22 protein-coding genes and 1 pseudogene are annotated in these 25,377 nt (G+C 64.3%); 10 read left to right on the forward strand and 13 right to left on the reverse strand.

Annotation, left to right across the window (positions count from 1 at the left end):
- Positions 1-53: 53 nt before the first annotated feature.
- From NLM33_RS11535 to NLM33_RS11545, 3 genes are read left to right on the forward strand one after another with little or no spacing between them, the layout of a single operon-like run.
- The gene (locus NLM33_RS11535) at positions 54-1,475 is read left to right on the forward strand and encodes an ABC transporter substrate-binding protein (protein ID WP_254096165.1); all 1,422 of its coding nucleotides are present in this window, start codon (positions 54-56) and stop codon (positions 1,473-1,475) included.
- A gap of 38 nt (positions 1,476-1,513) precedes the next feature.
- Positions 1,514-2,386 (forward strand): ABC transporter permease, encoded by an 873-nt coding sequence (locus tag NLM33_RS11540; protein WP_254105752.1) that lies wholly within the window; start codon positions 1,514-1,516, stop codon positions 2,384-2,386.
- Entirely contained in the window at positions 2,383-3,255 is an 873-nt protein-coding gene (locus NLM33_RS11545; RefSeq protein WP_254096166.1) for an ABC transporter ATP-binding protein, read from the forward strand. The genes NLM33_RS11540 and NLM33_RS11545 overlap by 4 nt, the downstream gene beginning before the upstream one ends.
- A 198-nt stretch (positions 3,256-3,453) precedes the next feature.
- Here NLM33_RS11545 and NLM33_RS11550 read toward each other — a convergent pair whose 3' ends face one another.
- Positions 3,454-4,512: a YeiH family protein gene (locus NLM33_RS11550; RefSeq protein ID WP_254096167.1), complete on the reverse strand. Its 1,059-nt coding sequence runs from the start codon at positions 4,510-4,512 to the stop codon at positions 3,454-3,456.
- Positions 4,513-4,698: 186 nt separating this feature from the next.
- A complete protein-coding gene (locus tag NLM33_RS11555) occupies positions 4,699-5,073 on the reverse strand; it encodes a hypothetical protein (RefSeq protein WP_254096168.1) in 375 nt (124 codons plus the stop codon).
- Between the two features lie 70 nt (positions 5,074-5,143).
- On the opposite strand from NLM33_RS11555, the gene NLM33_RS11560 reads away from it, so the two are divergent.
- Positions 5,144-7,054, forward strand: coding sequence for an NAD(P)/FAD-dependent oxidoreductase (locus NLM33_RS11560; RefSeq protein ID WP_254096169.1), 1,911 nt, complete (start codon positions 5,144-5,146; stop codon positions 7,052-7,054).
- Here NLM33_RS11560 and NLM33_RS11565 read toward each other — a convergent pair.
- Positions 7,033-7,347 (reverse strand): hypothetical protein, encoded by a 315-nt coding sequence (locus tag NLM33_RS11565; protein WP_254096170.1) that lies wholly within the window; start codon positions 7,345-7,347, stop codon positions 7,033-7,035. The genes NLM33_RS11560 and NLM33_RS11565 overlap by 22 nt on opposite strands.
- Positions 7,348-7,591: 244 nt before the next feature.
- Positions 7,592-8,718, reverse strand: a pseudogene (gene ald, locus NLM33_RS11570) (alanine dehydrogenase).
- A gap of 144 nt (positions 8,719-8,862) precedes the next feature.
- Here ald and NLM33_RS11575 point away from each other — a divergent pair.
- The 3 genes from NLM33_RS11575 (at position 8,863) to NLM33_RS11585 (ending at position 12,350) form a co-directional block, all read left to right on the forward strand.
- Positions 8,863-9,342, forward strand: coding sequence for an Lrp/AsnC family transcriptional regulator (locus NLM33_RS11575; protein WP_254096171.1), 480 nt, complete (start codon positions 8,863-8,865; stop codon positions 9,340-9,342).
- A 65-nt stretch (positions 9,343-9,407) separates the two neighbouring features.
- Entirely contained in the window at positions 9,408-11,765 is a 2,358-nt protein-coding gene (locus NLM33_RS11580) for an Orn/Lys/Arg decarboxylase N-terminal domain-containing protein (RefSeq protein WP_254096172.1), read from the forward strand.
- Positions 11,766-11,771: 6 nt separating this feature from the next.
- Complete coding sequence (locus NLM33_RS11585) at positions 11,772-12,350, forward strand: GNAT family N-acetyltransferase (protein WP_254096173.1); 579 nt, start codon at positions 11,772-11,774, stop codon at positions 12,348-12,350.
- 18 nt (positions 12,351-12,368) lie between these two features.
- On the opposite strand, the gene NLM33_RS11590 is transcribed toward NLM33_RS11585, so the two are convergent.
- Positions 12,369-12,581, reverse strand: coding sequence for a hypothetical protein (locus NLM33_RS11590; RefSeq protein ID WP_254096174.1), 213 nt, complete (start codon positions 12,579-12,581; stop codon positions 12,369-12,371).
- Between the two features lie 124 nt (positions 12,582-12,705).
- Positions 12,706-13,755 carry a hydroxyacid dehydrogenase gene (locus NLM33_RS11595; RefSeq protein ID WP_254096175.1) on the reverse strand — a complete coding sequence of 350 codons (1,050 nt, stop codon included), beginning with the start codon at positions 13,753-13,755 and terminating at the stop codon, positions 12,706-12,708.
- A 257-nt stretch (positions 13,756-14,012) separates the two neighbouring features.
- Between NLM33_RS11595 and NLM33_RS11600 the strand changes: the two genes are divergently transcribed.
- From NLM33_RS11600 to NLM33_RS11610, 3 genes are all read left to right on the forward strand, one after another.
- Entirely contained in the window at positions 14,013-14,573 is a 561-nt protein-coding gene (locus NLM33_RS11600) for a thiamine pyrophosphate-binding protein (RefSeq protein ID WP_254096176.1), read from the forward strand.
- Positions 14,574-14,581: 8 nt separating this feature from the next.
- Complete coding sequence (locus NLM33_RS11605) at positions 14,582-15,184, forward strand: thiamine pyrophosphate-dependent enzyme (protein ID WP_254096177.1); 603 nt, start codon at positions 14,582-14,584, stop codon at positions 15,182-15,184.
- 78 nt (positions 15,185-15,262) lie between these two features.
- Positions 15,263-15,643, forward strand: coding sequence for a VanZ family protein (locus tag NLM33_RS11610; protein ID WP_254096178.1), 381 nt, complete (start codon positions 15,263-15,265; stop codon positions 15,641-15,643).
- 33 nt (positions 15,644-15,676) lie between these two features.
- Here NLM33_RS11610 and NLM33_RS11615 read toward each other — a convergent pair whose 3' ends face one another.
- The 7 genes from NLM33_RS11615 to NLM33_RS11645 form a co-directional block, all read right to left on the reverse strand.
- Positions 15,677-16,063, reverse strand: coding sequence for a DUF1236 domain-containing protein (locus NLM33_RS11615; RefSeq protein ID WP_254096179.1), 387 nt, complete (start codon positions 16,061-16,063; stop codon positions 15,677-15,679).
- 116 nt (positions 16,064-16,179) lie between these two features.
- A complete protein-coding gene (locus NLM33_RS11620) occupies positions 16,180-17,067 on the reverse strand; it encodes a 2-hydroxy-3-oxopropionate reductase (RefSeq protein ID WP_254096180.1) in 888 nt (295 codons plus the stop codon).
- A gap of 219 nt (positions 17,068-17,286) precedes the next feature.
- A complete protein-coding gene (hyi, locus tag NLM33_RS11625) occupies positions 17,287-18,072 on the reverse strand; it encodes a hydroxypyruvate isomerase (RefSeq protein WP_254096181.1) in 786 nt (261 codons plus the stop codon).
- Positions 18,073-18,085: 13 nt separating this feature from the next.
- Positions 18,086-19,876: a glyoxylate carboligase gene (gene gcl / locus NLM33_RS11630; protein ID WP_254096182.1), complete on the reverse strand. Its 1,791-nt coding sequence runs from the start codon at positions 19,874-19,876 to the stop codon at positions 18,086-18,088.
- A 152-nt stretch (positions 19,877-20,028) separates the two neighbouring features.
- Entirely contained in the window at positions 20,029-21,831 is a 1,803-nt protein-coding gene (locus NLM33_RS11635) for an adenine deaminase (protein WP_254096183.1), read from the reverse strand.
- 119 nt (positions 21,832-21,950) lie between these two features.
- On the reverse strand, positions 21,951-22,802 hold the full coding sequence (locus NLM33_RS11640; RefSeq protein ID WP_254096184.1) for an IclR family transcriptional regulator: 852 nt from the start codon (positions 22,800-22,802) through the stop codon (positions 21,951-21,953).
- 140 nt (positions 22,803-22,942) lie between these two features.
- The gene (locus NLM33_RS11645) at positions 22,943-25,072 is read right to left on the reverse strand and encodes an acetate--CoA ligase family protein (protein WP_254096185.1); all 2,130 of its coding nucleotides are present in this window, start codon (positions 25,070-25,072) and stop codon (positions 22,943-22,945) included.
- Positions 25,073-25,377 lie beyond the last annotated feature (305 nt).

Below are 25,377 nucleotides of genomic sequence, written 5' to 3' on the forward strand. Positions count from 1 at the left end.
TCCCGTCACCCAATCATGGCAACCACAGCACATCCAACCGAATGAGGATGAGAATGGTCCGCCATCTTCCCACGCTCTCGATCGCGATGTCGGTGACGTCGCTGGCGCTCTTGCTGGCGCAGCCCGCGGCGGCGGAGACAGTCACCCTCGGTATCGGCACGCAGGACACCACGACCAACACGGTCACCGCCGGCGTCGTCATCCGGCAGCTTCATCTCCTCGAAAAATATCTGCCGACCGATGGCAAATACGCCAACATCAAGTTCGAGCTGGAATGGCAGAATTTTACGTCCGGCCCGCCCGTCACCAATGCGATGATGGCGAACAAGCTTCAGATCGGCATGATGGGCGACTATCCGCTGATCGTGAACGGCTTCACCTTCGAGAGCAATCCCGAGAGCAAGAGCCGGCTGATCGGCGTCGCCGCCTACAGCCTCTCCGGCTCGGGCAACGGCATCGTCGTTCACAAGGATTCGCCCTACTACGATCTCGCCGATCTCAAGGGCAAGCTCGTCAGCGTGCCCTTCGGCTCCGCCGCGCACGGCATGGTGCTGAAGGCGATGCAGGATCGCGGCTATGCGTCCGACTTCTTCCAGCTCGTGAGCCAAAGCCCCGAGGTCGGCTCGACCAATCTCCAGGAAAAGAAGATCGACGCCCACGCCGACTTCGTTCCCTTCGCCGAGCTGCTGCCGTTCCGCGGCTTCGCGCGCAAGATTTTTGACGGCGTCGAGACCAATTTACCGACCTTTCACGGCATCGTCGCGCGCACCGACTTCGCGGAAAAATATCCGGAGGTCGTCGTCGCCTACATGAAGGCGATCATCGCCGCCAACCAGTGGCTGCGCGACAATCCCAAGCTTGCGGCCGAGAAGATCCAGGAGTGGACCGGCATCAGCAAGGAGGTCGTCTACATCTTCTTGGGCCCCAGCGGCAACATGACCACCGATCCCACGATCAAGCCAGCGCTGATCGAGGCGGCCACCACCGACGTCAAGGTGCTGCAAAATCTCGGCCGCATGAAGGAGTTCGATCCGAAGAAGTGGGTCGACGACAGCTATATCCGCAAGGCCTATGCCGAGATGAAGCTCGATTACGACGCGCAGCTTGCGAGCGCCAAGAACTACGAGATCTCCGGCGAGGACAGCTTCTGCAAGAAGCCGATCGCCGATCCGCACAAGGCCGGCGAGGTCTGGGTCGACGAAACCGGCATCCTGCCGTTCGCGAGCGCGGCCTGCACGCTCGGCGCCTATGCGGACTTCAAGGCCAAGGGCAAGAAGATCAACGTCGCCTATGTCTTCGACACCACCCGCGGCATCAAGCTGTTCGCCGACCAGGCCTTCTATGCGGTCGGCGCCGGTGACGTCGCGCCGTTCCTCCTGAAGAAGGACGCGGAAGCCTACGCGGCCAAGATCAACGGCAAGGTTCTCGGCTTCGATGAAGCCGTGAAATCGGCGGTCGCCGGAGGCAAGACGTGAGTAGCAGTCCCGCGATCCTGCGCCATCAGGAGGACGCCATGCCGGCAGTTGCAGCCGTCACCGAGCCCACGCCTGCTCCCGTCGCGACGCCGACCCCCGCGCCACCCTCATTCGGCGCCTTGGCAGGGCGCTGGTACCGGCTCAACCAGGACAGGTTGCGTGCGATCGCGATAGGCGTGATCTCGCTCGCCGCCTTCCTGCTCGTCTGGCATCTGCTCACGACCTACCGCGTCGTGTTCTTCGTGCGCTTCACCAACGTGCCCTCGCCGGTGGCGGTCTATGCGAGCTTCACCAAGGCGATCCATGATCCCAAATTCCTGCTGCACATCCTCTTGAGCTGCCGGCGCATCTTCTTCGGCTTCTCACTGGCGGCCATCGTCGGCGTGCCGCTCGGGCTGATCATGGGCCGCTTCAAGCTGGTGCATGAGGTGGTGTTCCCGGTTGCGGAAGTGCTGCGGCCGATCCCAGCGATCGCCTGGGTGCCGATGGCGATCATGCTGTGGCCGACCAACGAGCAGAGCATCGTCTTCATCACTTTCCTCGGCTCGTTCTTCCCGATCCTGGTCAACACGTTGCACGGCATGTCGCTGGTCGACCCAGTGCTGGTGCGCGCGGCGCAATGCCTGGGGGCGCGCGAGCGCTCGATCTTCCGCGAGGTGTACTTTCCGGCCTCGCTTCCGCACATCTTCACCGGCCTCACCATCGGCATGGGGGTCGCCTGGGTGTCGCTGATCGCGGCCGAGATGATCTCCGGGCAATACGGCATCGGCTATTTCACCTGGGAGGCCTATTCGCTGGTCCAATATGCCGACATTGCGCTCGGCATGATCGCGATCGGCGTGCTTGGCCTCGGATCGAGCCTCTTGATCCGCGGCGCCGGACAACTGGTGATGCCATGGAGGGCGAAATGAGCGAGATCGCGACCGCCGCCCCGCAGGGGCACATCGAGGTCAAGAATTTTTCGCTGAGCTACGAGACCATTGACGGATCGGTCGAAGCCGTCACCAACACGCACATCCATGTCAGGCCGGGCGAGTTCGTCTCGATCGTCGGGCCATCGGGGTGCGGCAAGTCGACCTTCCTGAATGCAGTGGCCGGGTTTCTCAAACCCACCACCGGCACCATCACGGTCGACGGCGAACGCGTGAGCGGGCCGAGCGCCGAGCGCGGCATGGTGTTCCAGCAATATTCGCTGTTTCCCTGGAAGACAGTGCGCGAGAACGTCGAGTTCGGCCTGAAGATGCGCGGCATGCCCCGCTCGCAGCGCGAGCGCGCGGCGCGCACGTTGCTTGGGCTAGCGGGCCTCGAGGCCTTCGAGAAGCATTATCCGGAAAAGCTCTCCGGCGGCATGAAGCAACGCGTCGGCATCGTGCGTGCGCTCGCGACGGGGCCGAAGGTGCTGCTGCTGGATGAACCCTTCGGCGCGCTCGACGCGCAGACCCGCGTGATCATGCAGCAGATCCTCACCAACATGTGGCAGCGGCTCAAGATCTCGGTCTTGTTCGTCACCCACGACATCGACGAGGCGATCTTCCTCTCCGACCGCGTCTACTGCATGACTGCCCGCCCCGGCTCGATCAAGGCGGAGATCCCGATTCCGCTCGAACGCCCGCGGCAGCAATCGATGATGATGTCCTCGGAGTTCCTAGCGCTGCGCCGCGGCCTGATGTCCCTGATCCGCGAGGAGAGCCTGAAGGCGATGGGCGGCGAGATCAACGATTTGGGCATGCAAGGACTCAACATCGAGTTGCACGGCCACTCGCTGGCGGACGTGATTTAAGGCAGAACTCGCACCTTGCGAACTCTCCTCCCTTCTCCCCTTGTGGGAGAAGGTGGCGCACAGCGCGCCGGATGAGGGGTCTGCCTCAGCGAGCCACCCTCTCGCGATCTAAATTCGCGGATAGAACCCCTCATCCGGCGCTCCGCACCACCTTCTCCCACAAGGGGAGAAGGAAGAGGAGTCCGTGGCCTCGCGACCTCACTTGAACCAGTGCACCAGTCCTATGCTGATCCCGAGCAGCAGCATCAGCGACAGCGTCACCGCCGCCGTCACGCGTCCCCCGACATTGGCGAGCACGCGCACGTCGACGCCGAGGCCGAGCGCGGCCATGGAGACGACGGTGAGGAAGGTGGTGATCTTCGTCACCGGACCGACAACGGTTGAGGGAACGATCTCGAGCGAACGGAGCGTGGCGAGCGCGAGGAAGCCGAGGATGAACCAGGGCACGAGCCGGAAGAAGCCGACGCTGGTCTTCTTCGCGCCGCCCTGCCGGCGCGAGGCAATGAGCGAGAGGCCGACGACGACCGGCCCCAGCATCAACACGCGCATCAGCTTCACGAGCGTTCCGATCTGCGTGCTGACGAGGCCAGCCGGCACGGTGGCCGCGAGCACCTGCGGCACGGCGTAGACGGTCAGTCCTGCGAGGATGCCATATTGCGTCGCCGTCAGTTGCAGGAGCGGGATGAGCAGCGGCAGGCCCAGCACCATCATCACGCCGAGGATCGCGGTGAAGGAGATCGAGGATGCGATCTCGTCATTGTTGGCCCCGATGATCGGCGCCACGGCGGCGATCGCCGAGTTGCCGCAGATGGAATTGCCGCAGGCAATCAGGATCGACAGCCGCGTGGACAGGCCGAGCATGCGGCTCAAGCCGAATGACACGCAGAGCGCGACCACGACCACGGCGGCGATCGAAGCCAGCAGTGTCACGCCGGATGCGGCGATCGCGGCAAAGCTGATGGAGGCCCCGAGCAGCATCACCGCGACTTCGAGGAGTTGCTTGGCGCTGAAGGCGACGCCGGCCTGCCAGCGCTCGGACGGTTTCCAGAAGCTGCGCACGGCCATGCCGAGCAGGATCGCCATCACCAGCGCCTCCACATAGGGATGTGCGAAGGCGTGCCGTTCCGTGGCTTCAAGAGCAGCCGAGACGCCGGCAATGCCGATGCATAGGAGAACGCCTGGAATCAGCGCCACAATGCGGCCGGCGGTGGTCACCGGTCTTGCGCCGGCTGAAGAGGATGCTTCGTTCTGGGCCACTCAAATCTCCCGAAGGAGAAGATTTTATGCGCGACAGGGCGCGAGAGGGCAATATATTTTCGATTCCGGCCAACGGAAGCAAGTAATGTCCTTAAAGACAATTCTCCTGGGCGCGCAGACGCGCCGCGGCCCAAAGGACAGTGTTGGAGCAAATTACAGGCAGAGCGGAGCGGCTGCTCGGACGGCCTAGAAGATCAGGCCCTTGGCGAGGGAGGCGACGCGGCTAAAGCCGTCGAAAACGCCCGGTTCGAAGAAGGCGGCACGGGCGAGCACGATGGCCCCGACCAGCGACCAGAACAGGCCGGTGCCCGTCCACAGCAGATATTTGGAGGCGCGCGACTGCGGCCGGTCGTCCCTTCCCGGGGCCAGTCGCTCGCCAAAAGGCTCGAAATTTGCGCGTTCCATCGCGAGGCCAATCCACTGAATTCTGGACGGAATGTCGTCGTTTCCACCTCTCTCGGCAATGGAACTGATTGGCTTTTTTCGGCCCCGCGCGGCAAATTTCTTCCGCCGGGACGGACCGCGGCGATAGCTTTCTTCTTTGGCGGCGTCTGCGCCCAAGCCCCCTGCCCGGTTCGGCGGTAAAGTGCGACGATCGCATTGCTCGCTTTCGCCGGATCTGAGACCATTCATGAACATCGAACTGCCGCGCCAGCACCTCGACCTCGCCTCGGCGATCGCCGAGGGCGACATCCGCTGCCTCCTGATGGTGCTCGTACACATGACCGGCGACGAGCGCTGGCTCGCCCCGCCCTATTTGCCGAAGCGCGACATCCGCCTCATCCCGGATCCCGAGGCCGGCGTGCCGAGGGACGTGCAGGACGAAATCCGCGACGCCGTGGTCGAGCTCTTTGCCGATGGCCATCCAACACCGGTGATCACCGATCCCGGCGAGGAGCTGCTTCTGAGGATGATGCGTGCCTGCCTCGGCGAGAACGTCGCGCCAGAATATGCGCCGCTGATGCGCGAGGAGATGGGCTTTGTGCCGCGCGAGGCGCGCTGGAGCAGACGTCCGTCCGACGCGCAATTGTCGGAGCAGCACGTGCTGATCGTCGGCGCCGGCGTCTGCGCCATTGCGCTTGGCGTGGCGCTCGGCCATCTCGGCATCCCCTACACCATCGTCGAGAAGAACGCCGAACTCGGCGGCACCTGGTGGATCAACCGCTATCCTGGCTGCGGCGTCGATACGCCGAACCATTCCTATTCCTACTCCTTCGGCGCGCGCAACGAGTGGACGCGTTATTTCTGCCAGCGCGAGGAGTTGCTCGATTACCTCAAGAAGGTCGCCGACGAATTCGGCCTGCGCAGGCATCTGCGGCTGAACACGCAACTGACCTCGTCGCGATGGGACGAAAGCAGGCGCCGCTGGATCTCGACACTGAGAACAAGCAGCGGCGAGGAAAAGTTCGAGTCCACGGCACTCGTCAGCGCGATAGGCCAGCTCAACGATCCCTCCCGCGCCCGCTTCAAGGGCGAGGAGGATTTCAAGGGCCGGATCCTCCATTCGGCGCTGTGGTCGAACGACATCACGATCGACGGCAAGCGCGTCGCGATCATCGGCACCGGCGCGACCGCGATGCAGCTCGTGCCGTCGATCGCGCCCCGCGTCGCTTCCGTCACCGTCTACCAGCGCTCCGCGCAATGGGCGCGACCGGTGAAGGGCTATTCCGATCCAATTACAGGGGGCGCGCGCTGGCTGCTCGCGCACCTGCCGTTCTATGTGCAGTGGTACCGCTTCAACATGTTCTGGCGCTATGGCGACGGGCTGTTGCCGTTCCTGCGCAAGGATCCCGCCTGGCCGCATCCGGAGCGCGCCGTCAACAAGGGCAATGACCGGCATCGCCAGGAGTTGACGGACTTCATCCTCTCCGAGCTGAAGGACCGCCCTGACCTGATCGCCAAATGCGTGCCGACCTACCCGCCTTACGGCAAGCGTATCCTGCTCGACAACGACTGGTTCAAGACGCTGACGCGCGACAATGTCGAGCTGGTCACCGACGCGATCGATCATGTCGATCGCGATGGCATCGTGACATCCGACGGCGAGCACCGCCCGGCCGACATCATCGTGGTCGCGACCGGCTTCAAGGTCACGGAGATGGCGGCTCGCCTCGATATCACCGGCCGCGACGGCAGGAATCTCCGCAACGCCTGGGTGGGCGACAATCCGACCGCGTTTCTCGGCCTCACGGTCCCGGGCTTCCCGAACTTCTTCTGCATGCTGGGCCCGAACTCCGGCCCGGCGCATGGCGGCAGCGTGATCTTCCAGTCGGAATGCCAGAGCCGCTACATCTCGGCCTGTCTCGTCGAGATGATGGAAAACAGTGTCGCCGCCATCGACGTCCGCCAGGATGCGCACGACGATTACATCCGGAAGGTCGATGCCGAGCACGAGGCGATGATCTGGACCCATCCGGGCATGACCACCTACTACCGCAACACGAGCGGCCGGGTGTTCTCAGCGATGCCGTGGCGGTTCGTGGACTACTGGCGGATGACGCACGATCCCGATCTCGGCGACTACCGCCTGACGAAGGCGTGAACCTGGCGGCGCTCGGCGTCGGCCGACGGCTGCGCAACGGGCGCTTGCGAGACGGGAGGTTGCGCAAGAGGCCGCGCCGCACCGGCGCCATCGACCGCGCTGATGCGTGGCGCCTGAGTCTTCGGCGTGCGAACCAGAAACGCCGGCGGCTGCGCCGGCCGTTTGCTCGATCGAACGTACGGTTCCCATTTCAGATATCTGGCGCGGCGCTTTCGCGAAATGCGATCGCGCGTGACATACCCCGCCGCAAACGAGATCGCGGCGACCAGGATGAGGATGAGAACGCCAAGCATTCGGACTGTTCCGTACGAGGAGTCGGATAGTGCCTATCAATGCCAGCAACCTAACCCGGATGTGACCATTTCGAGGAAATTTGGAGACGACGTGAACTGATCCGTGATCGCATGTTTCTCGCGCGCGTAGGAACTTTTGCGCGAGATGCGAAAACAGCGCATGATGAGGTTTACAACTATGGAGCGATCGCGCGGATCGCGTATTGCCTAATCCGCGATCATCAAGCCCGATGCGGCGGCACCGTTACGCCGCCAGGCTGCTCTCCACCGGCGAGAATGGCAGACCGAGACTCTCCGCCACCGCCTTGTTGGTGATGCGGCCGCGATAGACGTTGAGGCCGTTACGCAGATGCGGATTCTCGAGCACGGCTCGAGCACGGCGGCAAAGCCCTTGGCCGCGAGCATCAGCCCGAACGGCAGCGTGGCATTGTTCAGCGCCTGGCTCGATGTCACCGGAACCGCGCCCGGCATGTTCGCGACACAGTAATGCACGACGCCGTCGACCTCGTAGGTCGGCTCGGCATGGGTCGTCGGTCGCGAGGTTTCGAAACAGCCGCCCTGGTCGATCGCAACGTCGACCAGCACGGCGCCCGGCCGCATCGACTTGAGCATCGCGCGCGTAACCAGTTTCGGAGCGCTCGCACCGGGCACCAGCACCGCGCCGATCACGACATCGGCGGAAAACACCTCGTCCTCGACGGACTCGATCGTGGAGAAGCGCGTGCGCACGCGTCCAAGGAACATGTCGTCCAACTCACGCAGGCGCGGAATGGAACGATCGATGACGGTGACCTCCGCGCCGAGGCCCGCGGCCATGCGTGCCGCCTGGGTTCCTACGACCCCGCCGCCGAGCACGACGAGCCGCGCTGGCTGCACGCCGGGCACGCCGCCGAGCAGCACGCCTCGTCCGCCTGCCGAACGCTTGAGCGCGGCACCGGCCGCCTCGATCGCGAGACGGCCGGCAACTTCGCTCATCGGCGCGAGCAGAGGGAGGTGGCCGCCCGCGTCAGTGACGGTCTCATAGGCAATGGCAGTGCAACCGGAGGCGAGCAGCCCCCTGGTCTGCGCGGGATCCGGCGCGAGATGAAGATATGTGAAGAGGATCTGGTTCTCGCGAAGCTGCGTCCACTCGCTCTGCTGCGGTTCTTTCACCTTCACGATCATCTCGGACTTGGCAAAGATCTCGCGCGCGTTGTCCGCAATCGCGGCGCCCGCCTTGCGGTAAATCTCGTCGGAAGAGCCGATACCCTCGCCCGCACCGGTCTCGACCCAGACCTCATGCCCGGCCGCGACGTACTCGCGAACGGCGCCCGGGGTGAGCCCGACGCGATATTCCTGCACCTTGATCTCCTTGGGAACACCAACGCGCATAGCGAGCTCCTTGCCTTAACATCTTGATTCTCCTCTTCATGTTAGCGGCCACGCCGGTTTGGTTTCGTGCAAATATCAGCTAGTTTCGGCACCTGGACGCCGGTTTCCGGCGCCGATTGCCCCTTCCACGCTGGAAACGAAACCTTGGCCCTCGACCGAAAAGATCTCGCCATCCTCGCGGAACTCACCACCAATGCGCGAGCCAGTCACACCGAGCTTGCCAACAAGGTCGGCCTGTCGAGCACAGCGCTGGCAAGGCGGCAGAAGGCGCTGGAGGATGACGGCTATATCCACGGCTACCAGGCTGCCCTCGATCTCGGGCAATTCGGCCTCACCACGACGGTGTTGGTGCGGATCGCGCTGGAGAGCCAGAGCGAGGAGGCGCTGAAGGCCTTCGAGGCCGAGGTGGTGAAATGCCCCTCCGTCGTGCGCTGCTTCCTGATGTCCGGCACCGACGACTACATCCTGATCGTGCTCGCGCGCGACATCCAGGATTTCGAGCGCATCCACCGCACCGAGCTGTCGCGCCTGCCTCGCGTCGCCCGGGTGCAGTCCAGCTTCGCACTGCGCGAAGTCGTCAACCGCGCCGTACCGACGGTGGTGTTCGGCGAGATGAAGCGCTGAGCACTGTCATCTAACTGTCATCGAATGTGCCGAGAGCTGTTGGCTTCGCATCTTCGGGACCCACCATGGACTATTTCAAGCGCTTCAACTTCCTGTTCGCTGCCCCTGTGTTCGATGCCGACGACCTCGAGGGCATCCGCTTCAACCAGATCATCGAGGAGATCCAGCGCTCCGGCTTCGAGGTCGTGAGAGCCCGCAAGCTCGAGGACGCCGAGATCGCGGTACAGACGGACGCCGCCATCGGCTGCATGGTGGTCGACTGGGGCAAGAAGGGGCTGGAGGGCAAAACCGCCGCCCTGATCAATCTGATGCGGCGCCGCGGCCTCGACTTCCCGATCATCCTGCTGATTCGGCGCAAGCGCTTCGAGGATCTGCCGGTCGAGGTGCTCGACTTCATCGATGGCTACGTCTTCCTTTCTGAGGAGACGCCGCCCTTCATCGCAAAAAACCTGATCAGCCGGCTCAAGCAATATGCCGAGACGCTGAAGACGCCGTTTTTCGGCGCATTGGTCGACTATGCCGAGGAAGGCAATCAGCTCTGGACCTGCCCCGGCCACAATGGCGGCATGTTCTATAGCCGCAGCCCGATCGGCCGTGTCTTCGTCGAGCATCTCGGCGAGTCCGTGTTCCGCGACGATCTCGACAATTCCGTGCTCGATCTGGGCGACCTTCTCACCCATGAAGGACCGGCGCTGAAAGCGCAGAAGGAAGCGGCCCAAATCTTCGGCGCGGAAAAGACCTATTTCGTGCTCAACGGCACCTCGACCTCCAATAAGGTCGCGCTCGGCGCACTCGTCACCGACGGCGACCTCGTGCTGTTCGACCGCAACAACCACAAGGCCGCGCATCACGGCGCACTGATGATCAATGGCGGCATCCCGGTTTACATCCCGACGATCCGCAACGCCTGGGGCCTGATCGGACCGATGCGCTGGGAGGCGCTCGACGAGAAGTCGCTACGCGAGGCGATCCGCAACCACCCGCTGGTTACGGATCGCGACGCCTGGCGCAAGGAGCGGCCGTTCCGCGTCGCCGTCGTCGAGCAATGCACCTATGATGGCACCATCCACAGTGCCGAGATGATTTTGAAGCGCATCGGCCATCTCTGCGACTACATCCTGTTCGACGAGGCTTGGGCCGGCTTCATGAAATTCCATCCGCTCTATGCCGGGCGCTTCGCCATGGGCTTGTCGGGGCTGACGCCGGACGCACCCGGCATCATCGCGACGCAGTCGACCCACAAGCAGCTCGCGAGCTTCTCGCAGGCGTCCCAGATCCACATCAGGGACCGCCATATCCGCGGCCAGAAGCGGCGCGTCGAGCACCGCCGCTTCAACGAAAGCTTTATGCAGCACGCCTCGACCTCGCCGTTCTATCCGCTGTTTGCTTCCCTCGATGTCGGCGCGCAGATGATGAAGGGCCGCTCGGGCGAAGTGCTGTGGGACGACACGATCCGCCTCGGCATCGAGCTGCGCAAGAAGATCCGCGCCATGCGCCGCGAGTTCGAGGAGAAGGAGCAGAACGCCGAACGGCGCTGGTTCTTCGAGCCGTTCGTTCCCGACCGCGTCGCCATTGCCGACGTGAGCCGGCCGGGCGCGGCGCATAACGTCGCCTGGGAGACGCTCTCGACCGACGAGCTTGCCACCAACCCCGCGCTTTGGCAGCTCGGTCCGGACAGCACCTGGCACGGCTTCCCCGGCATGACCGAGGGCTTTGCCATCACCGATCCGAACAAGCTGACGCTTCTGACGCCAGGGTTCGATCGCACGACCGGTGCCTATGCCGAACACGGCATCCCTGCCCCCGTCGTCGCGCAATATTTGCGCGAGAATCGCATCGTTGCCGAGAAGAACGACCTCAACTCCCTGCTCTTCCTGCTGACGCCGGGCGTCGAGGCGAGCAAGGCCGGCACGCTGATCTCCGGCCTCGTCGCGTTCAAGAGGCTGCACGACGACAATGCGCTGCTGGCGGACGCCATCCCCGAATTCTATCAGCGACGGCAGGCCCGCTATGCCGGCGTGCGGCTGCGCGACCTCTGCGCCGAGATGCACCGCTTCTTCCGCAAGGCCGACGTCAGTGCACTCCAGGCGCGTCAGTTCTTGCCTGATCACCTCCCGGAGATCGCGCTGTCGCCGCTGGACGCCGCACGCTGCCTGATCCGCAACGACGTCGACTACCTGCCGATCGAGGCCATCGCCGGCCGCATCGCGACGACGCCTTTCGTGGTCTATCCTCCCGGCATCGCCACCATCGTGCCCGGAGAGCGGCTCACGGAACGCGCGAAACCCATGATCGATTATCTCAAGATGTTCGAGACCTGCTTCAACACATTTCCCGGCTTCGACGTCGAGATCCAGGGCGTCTACAAGGAGGTCGACGCCGCCGGCCGGATCGGGCTCTACACTTACGTCGTCGCCGAGTAGCGGTCGATGAACGGAACAGGCCTCATGCGCGAGGATGACGATCCGGTCCTGGTCCGGCCCTCGCGCGACAGCGACGTCGAGGCGATGCTGGCGATCTACCGCCATCACGTCCGCCACGGCGTGGCGAAGGACGTTGAGGGCACCGGCGCACCCGAGCCCGACGACCTGCGCGACCGGCGCAAGAACCTGCGGCAGACGCGCCTGCCCCACCTGGTCGCGACCTGGCACGGCGAAGTGATCGGCTATGCCTATGCCGTGCTGTTTCGCAAGCGCCCGGCCTATCGCTACACCGCCAAGCACTCGATCTACGTGCATCACGACCATCTCGGTCGCGGTGTCGGACGCCTGCTGCTTCAGGAGCTGGTCGACGCCTGCGCGGCGGCCGGCTTCCGCCAGATGATCGGCTATATCGACGCCGACAATGCGCCTTCGCTGGCGCTGCACGAAAAATTCGGCTTTGCCCGGGTCGGGTTGTTGTGCGGAGTCGCCTACCGCTACGGCCGCTGGTCCGATACCGTCATGGTGCAGCGATCGCTCGGCGCCGGCGCGACCGCACCGCCGCCCGCGTCCATCCTCAGCCGCTGAACGCGCCAAACCTCCGCCTCAGGACGGAAAATCGGCCGCCTTCACATGAATACGATCCGCATGAAGAGACCAGTGATGCAAGGCCTGGTCCTTGCAGAATCTCAGCTTGGCCTGCTCGGTCGCCTCGCTTTCACAGGTGGCGTCGATTTCCAGGGTTCCCTGGCAGACCTCACTCTGCCGGCCGTACTCGCCGAGCACGTCCTTCATGAACCTGACGACATAGCGTGACATGGGACCTCCTGCTGCCCCGGCAGCACTCTAATCCCATTTTGCATTTTCATGGGAAGGAGAATTTGAGCGGGATCAAACTGAGCGCCGTCTCCCGGACTCCACCCGATCCGTCAGCCGCCCCGCCCTATCCTGGCGTGATCCCAAACGTCTTCCGGAAGCGCTCGGCATAATGCGGCCAGACCTCGGGATTGATGATGCGCGGCGGCCGCCTGCCGTCGAGCGCATCGAGGACCTGCTCGGCGGCGATGCGTCCCATGTTCTGGCGGGCCTCCCGGGTCACGCCCGCGGTATGCGGGCTCGCCAGCACGTTGTCGAACTGAAGGAGCGGATGCTCCGGCGGCGGCGGCTCCTTGGACCAGACGTCGAGACCGGCGCCGGCGATGCGCTGGTCGCGCAGGGCCTGGAGCAGCGCGTCCTCGTCATGGATGAAGCCGCGCGCGGTAGTGACGAAATAGGCGTGCGGCTGCATCAGCGAAAATTCGCGGACGCCGATCATGCCGCGGCTCTCCTTGGTCAGCGGACAGGAGATCGAGACGAAGTCGGACCGGCGCAGAAGTTCGTCGAGCTCGACCTTCTCGCCGCCCCGCGCCGCCATCACGTCGGCCGAAAGATAGGGATCGTAAGCCAGGACTTTCATGCCCAAGAGGGTGTTGCAGAGCGCGGCGATGCGGCGGCCGACATTGCCGAGCCCGACGATGCCGACGGTCTTGCCCCCGACTTCGTTGCCGATGAGATCGTTGCGGTTGACATCGCGCTCGCGCCGCAGACGGCGGTCCGACTGGATGATGCGCTTCGACAGCGTGAGCATCATCGCGAGCGCGTGCTCGGCGACCGAATGGGCATTGCCGCCGGACTGGTTGACGACGAGCACGCCCGCCGCGGTGCAGGCCTCGACATCGACCGGATCGAAGCCAGCGCCGTTGGAGGAGACGATCAGCAGGTTCGGCGCGCGCTTCAACAGCTCGGCCTGGGCATGGAAATGCCGCGCGAGCTCGTCGCGCGCCGCGCCGATCTGATAGACATGCGCGGCCTCCAGGATCGGCGCGAAAACTACTTCGGGGCTTTCGTTCTCGATGCGATCAAGCCGGACGTCGCTCCGCGCCGTCAGGATGTCGACATAGATCGGATGTGCGAGATATTTGACGTAGAAGACGCGCTTGGTGTTGACGGGCATCGAAAGGCTTCCGGGCTCCTCACAAGGGGGCACGCAGGAACGGCGCGAGCTGCGCCCCTACCATGCCGTCCTCCCACTGCTCTCGTTGTGGTCGCTTATGACACGACAACCCCGGCCATGGCAGCGCAGAGAGCGCAGACCGCTGTCCGGTTCGGACATGTTGACAATCCCGCCCGCCGCGTCAAGTTCGGTACCAAGGCGCCTATGAAGCGGCACCGCGCATAGACCAAAAAAGATGTCGCGGAAGGGAGGACGAGATGACGATCGTGGAGCAGCAGACCCCACCCCAGATGTCTCCCACCGAACGAAGCTGGCACGAAATCGTCGTGCAAACGCTGAAGCGAAACGAGGTCAGCCTCGTGCCTTACGTGCCCGATCGGGTGCTGACACCGCTGATCACGGCCCTGCACGCCGATCCCTTCTTCACGACCTTTGCGACCGCGCGCGAGGAGGAAGCGGTCGGCATCGTCGCCGGAGCCTGGATGGGCGGACGGCGGGGCGCCGTGCTGATGCAGACCTCGGGCTTTGCGACGCTCGCCAATGTGCTGGCCTCGCTTGCGGTGCCCTATCAGATCCCGCTGATCATGTTCGTGTCCGAACGCGGCACGCTCGGCGAGTTCAACTATGGCCAGGCGCTGGTCTGCCGCACCATGCGGCCGGTACTGGACTCGCTCGCGCTCGAGCACCACACCATCGCCCGGCTCGACGAGCTCGAATTCATCGCCGACCGCTCGATCAAGCAGGCCGTCACCACCCAGGCACCGGTGGCGCTGATCCTCAACCCGCTGCTCACCGGCGGCAAGGTCTTTGACAAGTGAGATCAGCCATGAGCAGCACCCAAGGCAATACCAAGGTGATGAACCGCTTCGATGTCACCTCGCGCCTCATCGCGACACTCAACAACGAGGAAGCCGTGATCGGCGGCATCGGCAACACCAATTTCGACCTCTGGGCCGCCGGCCACCGCCCGCAAAACTTCTACATGCTCGGCAGCATGGGCCTCGCCTTCCCGATCGCGCTCGGCGTGGCGCTGGCGCAGCCCGACCGCCGCGTCATTGCGCTGGAAGGCGACGGCTCGCTGTTGATGCAACTCGGCGCGCTAACGACGATCGCGAACCTGAGGCCGAAGAATCTCACCATGATCGTGATGGACAACGGCATCTACCAGATCACTGGTGCACAGCCGACGCCGGCCGCTGGCGTGGCCGACATCGTGGCAATCGCGGCCGGTTCGGGCCTTGTCAACAGCGCCTGGGCCGCGGACGAGGAGGATTTCGAGCGCCTGGTCGAGGGTGCACTGACGGCCTCGGAACCGAGCCTCATTGCAGTGCGCATCGACGACAAACCCGGCGTCGGCACCACCCGCCGCGATCCCGTGCAGATCCGGGAGCGTTTCATGCACGGTCTCGGCGTGCGGCAACCGCTTTGACATTTCGTCATTAACTACACGGCGATCTGATCTCGGTGTGATGATCGATCCGGCGCCGCTCCGTGCTAAACGGATAGGATGTTAGTTTTGTTGCGTCTCTTTGCCTGGCTGCTTGCCGCCGCCGTCAGCTTTGCGACCCTCGGGCCGCCGAGCCTCCGCCCGCATTCCGATCTTGGGCAAGACGGCGAGCACGCACTGGCTTTCGTTCTGGTCGGACTCGCTTTCGGGCTCGCCTATTCGCAGCGCCGCCTCAGCGTCGCGGCCATCGCCGTCGTGCTGATCGGCCTGCTTGAAGTATTGCAGCTCTGGGTACCGGGTCGCCATGCACGGTTCGAGGATTTCGTCGTCGACGCGCTCGCCGCCTGCGCGGGCTTCGTAGTCTCCGCCGCGATCGACTGGGCCATCGTCCGCTTCCGCGGCGCTGCCGGCGTCACAAGAAGCGAAGGCCCCGCGGAGTAGTGCTCCGCAGGGCCCCGTCCCTGGTCGCGATGATCATTCCATGATTTTGATGACCTTGCGGGTCCGCGGCTCGACGATGACGCGGCGGTCGTTGACGACCGCGTAGTCATAGTCCCTGTAGTTCGGCACCGGATGCAACACCACGGTCGGCGGCAGCGGCTCACCGACCACCACGCGCTCATGCACCACGACGGACCGCTCGGAGCGCGGCACCGCACCGATCACCGCATTCGGGATTTCGAGGCCGGCGCCAACGGCCGCGCCGACGGTGCCGCCCACCATCGCCCCGACCGGACCACCAATCTCGCCGCCGGCCCGCGCACCATTCGCAGCACCCTCGGCTGTGGTCGACTGCGCAAAGGCTCCGCTCGACGCCAGCAGCGAAGCGACAGCGAGCGAAATCACAAGACGAGTCTTCATGTCCTCTCTCCGGATTGATTTGTGTTGCGCCGTCAACCGCCGGGCCCGGTGATAGTTCCGGGTTCCCGAACAACCGAAGCGACATCAATCCGAACGAGTGTTACCGCGTAACAGTTTTACGTCGCGGCGATCTCGTGGCCCGCCATCAACTCGAGCGCACGCACCATCGCCGAATGATCCCACCCCTTGCCACCATGCGCAGTGCAGGCCGAGAACAATTGCTGCGCCACCGCCGTGCTCGGCAGCGAAAGCCCGAGCGCTCGCGCGCCCTCGAGTGCGAGGTTGAGATCCTTTTGGTGCAGCTCGATACGGAAGCCGGGATCGAAATTTCGCTTCACCATGCGCTCGCCATGGACCTCGAGGATTCGCGACGAAGCAAAGCCACCCATCAGCGCCTGTCGCACCAGCGCGGGATCCGCGCCGGCCTTCGAGGCGAACAGCAGGGCCTCGCTCACCGCCTCGATCGTCAACGCGACGATGATCTGGTTCGCGACCTTCGTGGTCTGGCCGTCACCATTGGCGCCGACGCGAGTGACGTTTTTGCCCATCTTGTCGAAGACGCCCTTCATGGTGTTGAAGGCACGCTCCGGGCCGCCGATCATGATCGTGAGGCTCGCCGCCTTGGCGCCGACCTCGCCGCCCGACACCGGTGCGTCGAGATAATCGGCGCCGAGCGCCTCGATCTTTTTGGCAAACTCCTTCGTTGCCAGCGGCGAGATCGAGCTCATGTCGACGACAATCTTGCCCTTGGAGATTCCGCTCGCGACACCGTCCTTGCCGAACAGCACGGCCTCCACATGCGGCGTATCCGGCACCATGATGATGATCGCATCCGCCTCCTCCGCGACCTCCTTCGCCGATTTGCAGGCGACGCCGCCGGCCGCGATCAGCTCGGGCGCAACCGGTGCGACGTCGTGCAGGAAGAGACGATGACCCGCCGCCAGGAGGTGGCCGGCCATCGGCCGTCCCATAGTGCCAAGTCCGATGAAGCCGATGTCGATCATGTCACTCGTTTCCTCTCGATTTTGATAAGTCGATCCACGGGCTCGATGCACCTCGCCCGCTTGCGGGAGAGGTCGGCGCGAAGCGCCGGGTGGGGCTCTATCCTCGTTGGGATTTCTTCCGCAAAAATCCGATTGCGGAGACACCCTCACCCCAGCCCTCTCCCGCAAGCGGGAGAGGGAGCGTACCGTCATCGCGGCCGCATCTGGGCCCGAAAACTCTCACGTCTCGAAGGTCTGTGCCGCGTGCCAGGACAGGCCTTCCAGCGTCGTGGTGCGCGGCTTGTATTCGCAGCCGATCCAGCCGCGATAGCCGATCGCGTCGAGATGGCGGAACAGGAAGGGATAGTTGATCTCGCCCGTGCCCGGCTCGTGGCGGCCGGGATTGTCGGCAAGCTGGATATGCGAGATGCGGTCGAGATATTTCTGCATGGTGCGGGCGAGATCGCCCTCCATGATCTGCATGTGATAGATGTCGTACTGGATGAACAGGTTGCTCGAGCGCACATCGGAGATGAGCTGCACTGCCTGCTCGGTGCCGTTGAGGAAGAAGCCGGGAATGTCGAGGGTGTTGATCGGCTCGACCAGCAGCTCGATGCTCTCGCGTGCGAGCGCCGCCGCAGCGAAGCGCAGGTTTCCGACCAGCGTCTCGTTCAGCTCGCGCGGATCGGCATCCGCCGGCGCGATGCCGACGAGGCAGTTGAGCCGGTCGCAGTCGAGCGCCTTGGCATAGTCGATGGCGCGAAACACGCCGTCGCGGAATTCGGCGACGCGATCGGGAAGGATCGCGATGCCGCGCTCGCCGCCCGCCCAATTGCCGGCGGGGAGATTGTGCAGCACCTGAGTGAGCCCATGGCTCTCGAGCTGCTCGCGCAGCAACGCCTTGTCGAAATCGTAGGGGAAGAGATATTCGACTCCGGAAAAGCCTGCCGCCTTCGCCGCGGCAAAGCGGTCGACAAACGGCATCTCGTTGAAGAGCATGGTGAGGTTGGCGGCAAATTTCGGCACGATGCTGGTCTCCCTATTCCGCCGGCTGCAACACGCCCGCGCGCGTGCTCTCGACCTCGTCAAGCGGCAGATCGAGCACTTCCTCGAACTCGACGATGTTGTCGATCTCCGTGCCCATCGCGATATTGGTGACGCGTTCGAGGATGAACTCGACCACCACAGGCACGCGGTGTTTCGCCATCAACTCGCGCGCGGTCGCAAAAGCGGCCTGCGCGCCTTTGGGGTCGGTGACGCGGATCGCCTTGCAGCCGAGGCCTTCGGCGACCGCAACGTGGTCGACGCCATAGACGCCAAGCTCGGGCGCATTGATGTTCTCGAAGGAAAGCTGGACGTGATAGTCCATCTCGAAGCCGCGCTGCGCCTGACGGATGAGGCCGAGATAGGAATTGTTCACGACGACGTGGATGTAGGGCAAATTGAACTGCGCGCCGACCGCGAGCTCCTCGATCAGGAACTGGAAGTCGTAGTCGCCCGACAGCGCGACGATGTCGCGATCCGGACACGCCGCGCGCACGCCGAGAGCCGCGGGCAGCGTCCAGCCGAGCGGGCCGGCCTGTCCGGCATTGATCCAGTTGCGCGGCTTGTAGACGCCGAGGAACTGTGCACCTGCGATCTGCGACAGGCCGATGACGGTGACGTAGCAGGTGTCGCGTCCGAACGCCTTGGTCATCTCCTCATAGACGCGCTGCGGCTTGATCGGCACGTTATCGAAATGGCTCTTGCGCAGCATCGAGCGCTTGCGATCGCGGCAGGCCGCGGGCCACGCCTGGCGCTCGCGCAACCTGCCTGACCGGCGCCACTCCCTGGCGACGGTGACGAACAACTCCAGCGCGGCCTTCGCATCCGAGACGATGCCGAGATCGGGATTGAAGACGCGCCCGATCTGCGTCGGCTCGATGTCGACATGCACGAATTTGCGGCCCTTGGTGTAGGTCTCGATCGAGCCGGTGTGCCGGTTGGCCCAGCGATTGCCGATGCCAAGCACGAAATCGGATTCGAGCATGGTGGCATTGCCGTAGCGATGGCTGGTCTGCAGGCCGACCATGCCGGCCATCAGCACGTGATCGTCGGGGATGGCGCCCCACCCCATCAGCGTCGGGACAACAGGCACGTTCACGGTCTCGGCGAATTCGACGAGCAGATCGGAGGCATCGGCGTTGATGATACCGCCACCCGCCACGATCAGCGGCCGTTCGGCGGCGTTGAGCATCTCCAGCGCCTTCTCGACCTGCTTGCGCGTCGCGGTCGGCTTGTAGACCGGTAGCGGCTCGTAGGTCTCATCGTCGAACTCGATCTCGGCGAGCTGCACGTCGAGCGGCATGTCGATCAGCACCGGCCCTGGCCGCCCCGAGCGCATCACGTGAAAGGCCTGGCTGAACACGCGCGGCACCAGCGCGGGCTCGCGCACGGTGACTGCCCATTTGGTCACGGGCTTTGCGATGGATTCGATATCGACCGCCTGGAAGTCCTCCTTGTAGAGTCGCGCCCGCGGCGCCTGGCCTGTGATGCAGAGGATCGGAATGGAATCGGCGATCGCCGAATAGAGCCCGGTGATCATATCGGTGCCGGCCGGCCCAGATGTGCCGATGCAGACGCCGATATTGCCGGCCTTCGCCCGCGTATAGCCTTCCGCCATGTGCGAGGCGCCCTCGACATGACGCGCCAGGATGTGGCGGATCGAACCCCGCTTCTTCAGCGCCGAGTAGAGCGGATTGATTGCGGCCCCAGGAACGCCGAAGGCAGTCGAGATGCCTTCCCTCTCCAGAATTCGCACGGCTGCATCGACGGCTCGCATCTTCGCCATATCGGACCTCGCTCGGTTGCGTCACTTCGAGCGTGATCATCGATTGCGCACGAGCCGCGCTCAACGAGATCGATTTTATTTTCCACGATGCGGCAGCCGTGGAAAAATCGCGGCGGTCTCAATCGGTTAGGTCGGGAAGCGCGTGAAAGCGACTACTCGAACAGCGGCGCGAGCTCCATCTGCGGCACGAGGACGAGGCCTTTGTCGGTGATGCGAATTTCAGGAATGACCGACAGCGGGATCAAATTGAAGCCCATGTAGGGGATGGTGCAGCCGGCTTCCGCCCATTCGGTCTTCAGTGCCCGCACCTCCTCGGCCACCTCGGTGATGCGCTTGTCCGAGAGCAGCCCTGCGATTGGCAGCGGAACCAGCGCCCTCACCTTGCCGTCCGCAACGACGCAGACGCCACCTTGTTGCTGCTTGATGGCGGATATCGCCACCTGCATGTCGGCTTCGTTGGTTCCCGCAACGATGATGTTGTGGCTGTCGTGCCCGACGCTGGAGGCGACCGCGCCGCGCTTGAGCCCAAAGTCCTTCAAGAGGCCATAGGCGACGTTGCCGGCCGATTTGCCATGGCGCTCGACCACCGTCACGAAGCACAGGCCATGGCGCGCAAACAGCGTCGGCCAATCCTTCGCCGGCTCGATCCTCACCTTCTCGTGGATCAACGTGATGCCGGGAAGCGCGGTCTTGATCGCGTTGACGGTGCAAGCCTTCGGCGGAAGCTCCGGCGTCAGCTTGAGCTTTTCCGGCAGCTTCACGGTCGCATAGGCCGACTTGGGATATTGATAGCGCTGCGACAGCGCCTGATCGAGGAGCTCTGTGATCTTGCCCTTCTCGACCACCAGCTCGCCGCCATACCAGGTGCATTGCGGCTTCAGATCGTCGTCCATCAGCACGAGGTCGGCGCGGCGGCCGCCGCCGAGGCCGCCGATCTCGCCCTCCATGTTGAAGCGCGTCGCGCCATGCAGCGAGCCCATCGACCAGGCCTGCTCCGGTGACATCCCGGCCTTCACCGCCTCGCGCACCACCCAGTCGAGGCCAAACAGGAAGAGATCATCGGCATCACGGTCGTCGGTGCAGACCGCGGTGCGCTTGTGCGAGGCCCCGAGCTCGGTGATGGTGCGGATCGCCTGCGGCAGCGAGTGCCAGGGCGTCGTCGGCGGCCCGCCGCGCAGGAAGACCCACACGCCGGCATCGAGCAGATCATCGGCGATGTCGCGATCAATTGCTTCGTGGGTATCGGTGACGCCGGATGCCGCATAGGCCGCGACGAATTCGCGGCCATAGACATGCCCCGATACCGGACGCCCGCGCTTGAGTGCCGCCGCAAGGATCGCATGGCTGCGCTCATCGCCCATGGTCACCGGCACGAAATCCATCTTCTCGCCGAGCGCGACCGCTTCAGGCCACCGATCGAACAGGCCGGCGATTTTGTCGGGCGTCAGATCGCCGCCGGCGGTCTCCAGCTCCGCGGACGTCGCAGGCACCGTGCTCGGCACCGTCAAAAAGATCGACAGCGGCGCCTCGCGCGCGTCCTGAAGCATCGCCTCGACACCGGCAACGTCCATGACGTTGCCGATCTCATGGCTGTCGCAGAAGATCGTGGTGGTGCCATTGAGCAGCGCCGCTTCCGCATAGGCGCAGGCCGTCACCATCGAGGATTCGATATGGATATGCGGATCGACCAGCCCCGGCGCGATGATGCCGCCGGCAGCGTCATAAGCAGCCACGCTGCTCCAGGCCTTTTTGGCCGCGCCCGCCGGCTTCACCGCCGCGATCCGGCCGCCAGTGATCCAGACCTCGCGGTCCGGGTGGACGCGCTCCGAATAGGTCGACAGCACCCGCGCCCCCGTGATGATCAGGTCAGGCGCGACGCGCAAGGAGGCAACATCGGCCAGGCGGCGGGTCATCTCATGCAGCGGCGCGACGGCAAAGCGGGTCAGTCGGGTCATCGGGAATCTCGCGTGACGGGAACAGCCCAGCGATGGTTGCGCCCCGCGGGCGACACGGGCAACTCAAATAAAACGGCACCCGTGCTTACGCATTGGGCAGCGGCCTGAGCGGCCCGAGTTCAGCCTTGCTCCACCGGCGCCGGCACGACACCGCCCAGCGCAGCCGTGAGTTCCGCTGCGACCTCGCGCACCATCCGCCCAATGTCCGGCAGCCGCGCGTCGGTGATGCGGCTCGTCATGCCGGAGACGGAGATCGCCGCGAGCGGCTCGGCGCTGGGGTTGTAGACCACGGCCGCGACGCAGCGAAGGCCCGTCTGCGCCTCCTCGTCGTCCACCGCAAAACCCTGCTTGCGGATCGTCGCGAGCTCCCTGAACAGATCGCTCGGCCGCACGATCGATTTCTCCGTGAGCCTCGGCATGCCGTGATGCCGGATAACCGCACCGACGTCCTCGTCAGAATAGGTCGCCAGCACCGCCTTGCCGACGCCTGACGTCACCATTGCGACGCGGCCGCCGACCTTGGTCAGCGAGCGCATGATCTCGCGGCTCTCCATGCGCGTCAGCACGATGATGAACTCGTCGTCGACGACGGCGAGGTTGGCGGTCTCGCGGGTGAGATCGCGCAGCTTGCGGAGGTAGGGAATGGCCTGCGCCGTGAAGTTGCGCCGCCGCGCGAAACTGGCGCCGACGGTAAAACTGCGCACGCCGACGTGCCATTTGGATTCGGCGCGATCGAACTGCACGAAGCGGCGGCTTTCCAGCGTCGCGAGCAGCCGGTGCACGGTCGAGGCCGACAGCCCAGTGCGGACGGCAAGATCGCTCAGGCGATAGCCTTCATCGTCCTCGGCAAGCGTCTCCAGAATCGACAGCGCGCGGTCGACGGACTGCACGCCGCCGTCGCGCGCGTCGTTATCCGCCTCTCCCGGCGGTCTTGGCTCGAGCGATCTGCGCCTGATCACGTTCTTGCTCATCGCGACCTGCCGCTTTGGCTACCGTCATTCCGGGGCGCGCGTAGGCGCGAACCCGGAATCTCGAGATCCCGGGTTCGATGCTCCGGGCCGCGCTTGCGCGGTCCCGTCGCATCGCCCCGGGATGACAAGAGAGATACCGCTCAGAGCAGCCCTGCCCCGCGCGCCCACTTGTACTTGGCGCCGAGGACCTCGACCGGCAGTTCGGTCGAGTACGCATAGGCCGGGATGCCGTGCTGGTAGAGATATTCGGCGGCCTCCTCGACCTCGACGTCGCCGGCGAGCGAGGCGACCATGGGCTTCACGAAGCCCTTGGCCTCCATCTCCTTCTTCACCTCGACCATGTTGCGCGCGAACACCATCGGCGGGGTGACGATCGTGTGCCAGTAGCCGAGGATCAGCGCGTGGATGCGATCGTCGGAGAGACCGAGCTTCACCGTGTTGACGTAGGTGATCGGCGGCTCGCCGCCGGTAATATCCACAGGATTTCCGGCCGCGCCGAACGGCGGGATGAACTTGCGGAAGGCGGCATCGAGATCAGGCGGCATCGACATCAGCGACAGGCCGTTGTCGACACACGAATCCGACAGCAGCACGCCCGAGCCACCGGCACCCGTGATGATCAGCACGTTCTCGCCCTTCGGCGTCGGCAGCACCGGCACGCCGCGGGCGAATTCGAGCAGCTGGCGCAGGGACCGCGCGCGGATCACGCCGGACTGCTTGAACACGTCCTCATAAATCCTGTCGTTGCCGGCGAGCGCGCCGGTGTGCGAGGACGCCGCCTTGGCGCCAGCCGAGGTGCGGCCGGCCTTGAGCACAACGACCGGCTTCTTCTTGGAGACGCGTTTCGCGGCCTCCGCGAAGGCGCGACCGTCCTTGAGGTCTTCGCAGTGCTGCGCGATCAGGTTGGTGTTCGGATCCTGCTCGAAGAAGGCGAGCAGATCGTCCTCGTCGATATCGGACTTGTTGCCGAGGCCGACGATCGCGGAAACACCCATCTTCGCCGAGCGCGAGAAGCCGATGATGGCCATGCCGATGCCGCCCGACTGCGACGACAGCGCCGCGTGGCCCTTCACGTCATAGGCCGTGCAGAAGGTCGCGCAGAGATTCGCGGGCGTATAGTAGAAGCCGTAGATATTCGGCCCCATCAGGCGGATGTCGTACTTCTTGCCGACCTCGACGATCTCGGCCTGGAGCTCCGGCGCACCTGCTTCCGCAAAGCCGGAGGGAATCAGCACCGCGCCGGAAATCTTCTTCTCGCCGCACTCGGTCAGCGCGCCGGCGACGAATTTTGCTGGGATCGCGAACACCGCGACGTCGATCACACCGGGCACGTCCTTGACGCTCTTATAGGCCTTGTAACCGAGGATCTCGGCGGCCTTGGGATGGATCGGAATGATCTCGCCCTTGTAGCCGCCGTTGATGAGGTTCTTCATCACGGAGTTGCCGATCTTGCCGTCTTCGGCCGAGGCGCCGATCACGGCGACCGCCTTCGGCTGCATGATGCGGTTCATGGCCGCAACGATCTCTTCGGTCGGGCGCGGCTTCGGCTTGGGCATGTAGGCAAAGTCGACGACGATGCGCACGTCGGCGGGAGTCGCATCCTTTGGGGTCGCGAATACCGGGTTGAGGTCGAGCTCGACGATTTCGGGGAAATCGGTCACGAGCTGCGAGACCTTGACGATGACGTCGGCAAGGGCTGTGCGGTTCACCGGCTCGCCGCCGCGAACGCCCTTCAGGATCTCATGCGCCTGGATGCCGTCGAGCATCGACAGCGCATCCTCCTTGGTCGCGGGCGCGAGGCGGAAGGTGATGTCCTTCAACACTTCGACCAGCACGCCGCCGAGGCCGAAGGCGACCAGCTTGCCGAACGAGCCGTCGGTGATCGAACCGACGATGACCTCGGTGCCGCCCGCCAGCATCTGCTGCACCTGGATGCCCTCGATCTTGGCATCGGCCTTGTACTTCTTGGCATTGGAGAGAATGGTCTCGTAGGCCTTCTCGGCATCTTCGGCCGTCTTGAGGCCGACGATGACGCCGCCGGCTTCGGTCTTGTGGAGAATGTCCGGCGAGACGATCTTCATCACGACCGGGAACCCCATCGAGGAGGCCATCTTGCCGGCCTCGCCCGCCGACTTCGCGACCCCCTCCTTCGGCACCGGAATGCCATAGGCGTCACAGACGAGCTTGCCTTCGGGGGCCGTCAGGCTGGTGCGGTTGTCGGCCTTGACCTGGTCAAGCACCCTGCGGACGGCATCTTTGGAATTCGACATGTGGTTTCTCCCTTGACCTCAGATCTTGCTTTGCAAGGCGCGCGTATTGCGGCTGCCCGTGATGCTTGCCATTCGCCGCGCCTTGTTCCGTACGGCGGAACGGAGGGGCAGAAAGCCCTAGTTTACTCCGCCGGTTTGGATCAAAAATGGCTAGCGATGGCATTTGGTATGCCAGAAGCCAACTTGTCAAGGCGGGTCATAGGGCCGAAGGCCGCAAAAAATAGGCAGCTTGACATTCTGGCATGTGGTATGCCAAAAACATTTCGGTAAATATTCCTGTAAAAGACGACTCCCCCTGAGGAGGA

It is taken from the genome of Bradyrhizobium sp. CCGUVB1N3 (genome assembly GCF_024199925.1).
Lineage (GTDB): Bacteria > Pseudomonadota > Alphaproteobacteria > Rhizobiales > Xanthobacteraceae > Bradyrhizobium.

Bases quoted from the DNA above. Each gene is read 5' to 3' on its own strand.
- NLM33_RS11540 (WP_254105752.1), top strand. From the start codon at position 1,514: ATGCCGGCAGTTGCAGCCGTCACCGAGCCCACGCCTGCTCCCGTCGCG.
- NLM33_RS11605 (WP_254096177.1), top strand. From the start codon at position 14,582: ATGAGCAGCACCCAAGGCAATACCAAGGTGATGAACCGCTTCGATGTC.
- NLM33_RS11565 (WP_254096170.1), bottom strand. From the start codon at position 7,347: ATGCTTGGCGTTCTCATCCTCATCCTGGTCGCCGCGATCTCGTTTGCG.
- NLM33_RS11585 (WP_254096173.1), top strand. From the start codon at position 11,772: ATGAACGGAACAGGCCTCATGCGCGAGGATGACGATCCGGTCCTGGTC.
- gcl (WP_254096182.1), bottom strand. From the start codon at position 19,876: ATGGCGAAGATGCGAGCCGTCGATGCAGCCGTGCGAATTCTGGAGAGG.
- NLM33_RS11640 (WP_254096184.1), bottom strand. From the start codon at position 22,802: ATGAGCAAGAACGTGATCAGGCGCAGATCGCTCGAGCCAAGACCGCCG.
- NLM33_RS11610 (WP_254096178.1), top strand. From the start codon at position 15,263: ATGTTAGTTTTGTTGCGTCTCTTTGCCTGGCTGCTTGCCGCCGCCGTC.
- NLM33_RS11590 (WP_254096174.1), bottom strand. From the start codon at position 12,581: ATGTCACGCTATGTCGTCAGGTTCATGAAGGACGTGCTCGGCGAGTAC.
- NLM33_RS11620 (WP_254096180.1), bottom strand. From the start codon at position 17,067: ATGATCGACATCGGCTTCATCGGACTTGGCACTATGGGACGGCCGATG.
- NLM33_RS11580 (WP_254096172.1), top strand. From the start codon at position 9,408: ATGGACTATTTCAAGCGCTTCAACTTCCTGTTCGCTGCCCCTGTGTTC.
- NLM33_RS11635 (WP_254096183.1), bottom strand. From the start codon at position 21,831: ATGACCCGACTGACCCGCTTTGCCGTCGCGCCGCTGCATGAGATGACC.
- NLM33_RS11600 (WP_254096176.1), top strand. From the start codon at position 14,013: ATGACGATCGTGGAGCAGCAGACCCCACCCCAGATGTCTCCCACCGAA.
- NLM33_RS11645 (WP_254096185.1), bottom strand. From the start codon at position 25,072: ATGTCGAATTCCAAAGATGCCGTCCGCAGGGTGCTTGACCAGGTCAAG.
- NLM33_RS11535 (WP_254096165.1), top strand. From the start codon at position 54: ATGGTCCGCCATCTTCCCACGCTCTCGATCGCGATGTCGGTGACGTCG.
- NLM33_RS11560 (WP_254096169.1), top strand. From the start codon at position 5,144: ATGAACATCGAACTGCCGCGCCAGCACCTCGACCTCGCCTCGGCGATC.
- NLM33_RS11545 (WP_254096166.1), top strand. From the start codon at position 2,383: ATGAGCGAGATCGCGACCGCCGCCCCGCAGGGGCACATCGAGGTCAAG.
- NLM33_RS11595 (WP_254096175.1), bottom strand. From the start codon at position 13,755: ATGCCCGTCAACACCAAGCGCGTCTTCTACGTCAAATATCTCGCACAT.
- NLM33_RS11615 (WP_254096179.1), bottom strand. From the start codon at position 16,063: ATGAAGACTCGTCTTGTGATTTCGCTCGCTGTCGCTTCGCTGCTGGCG.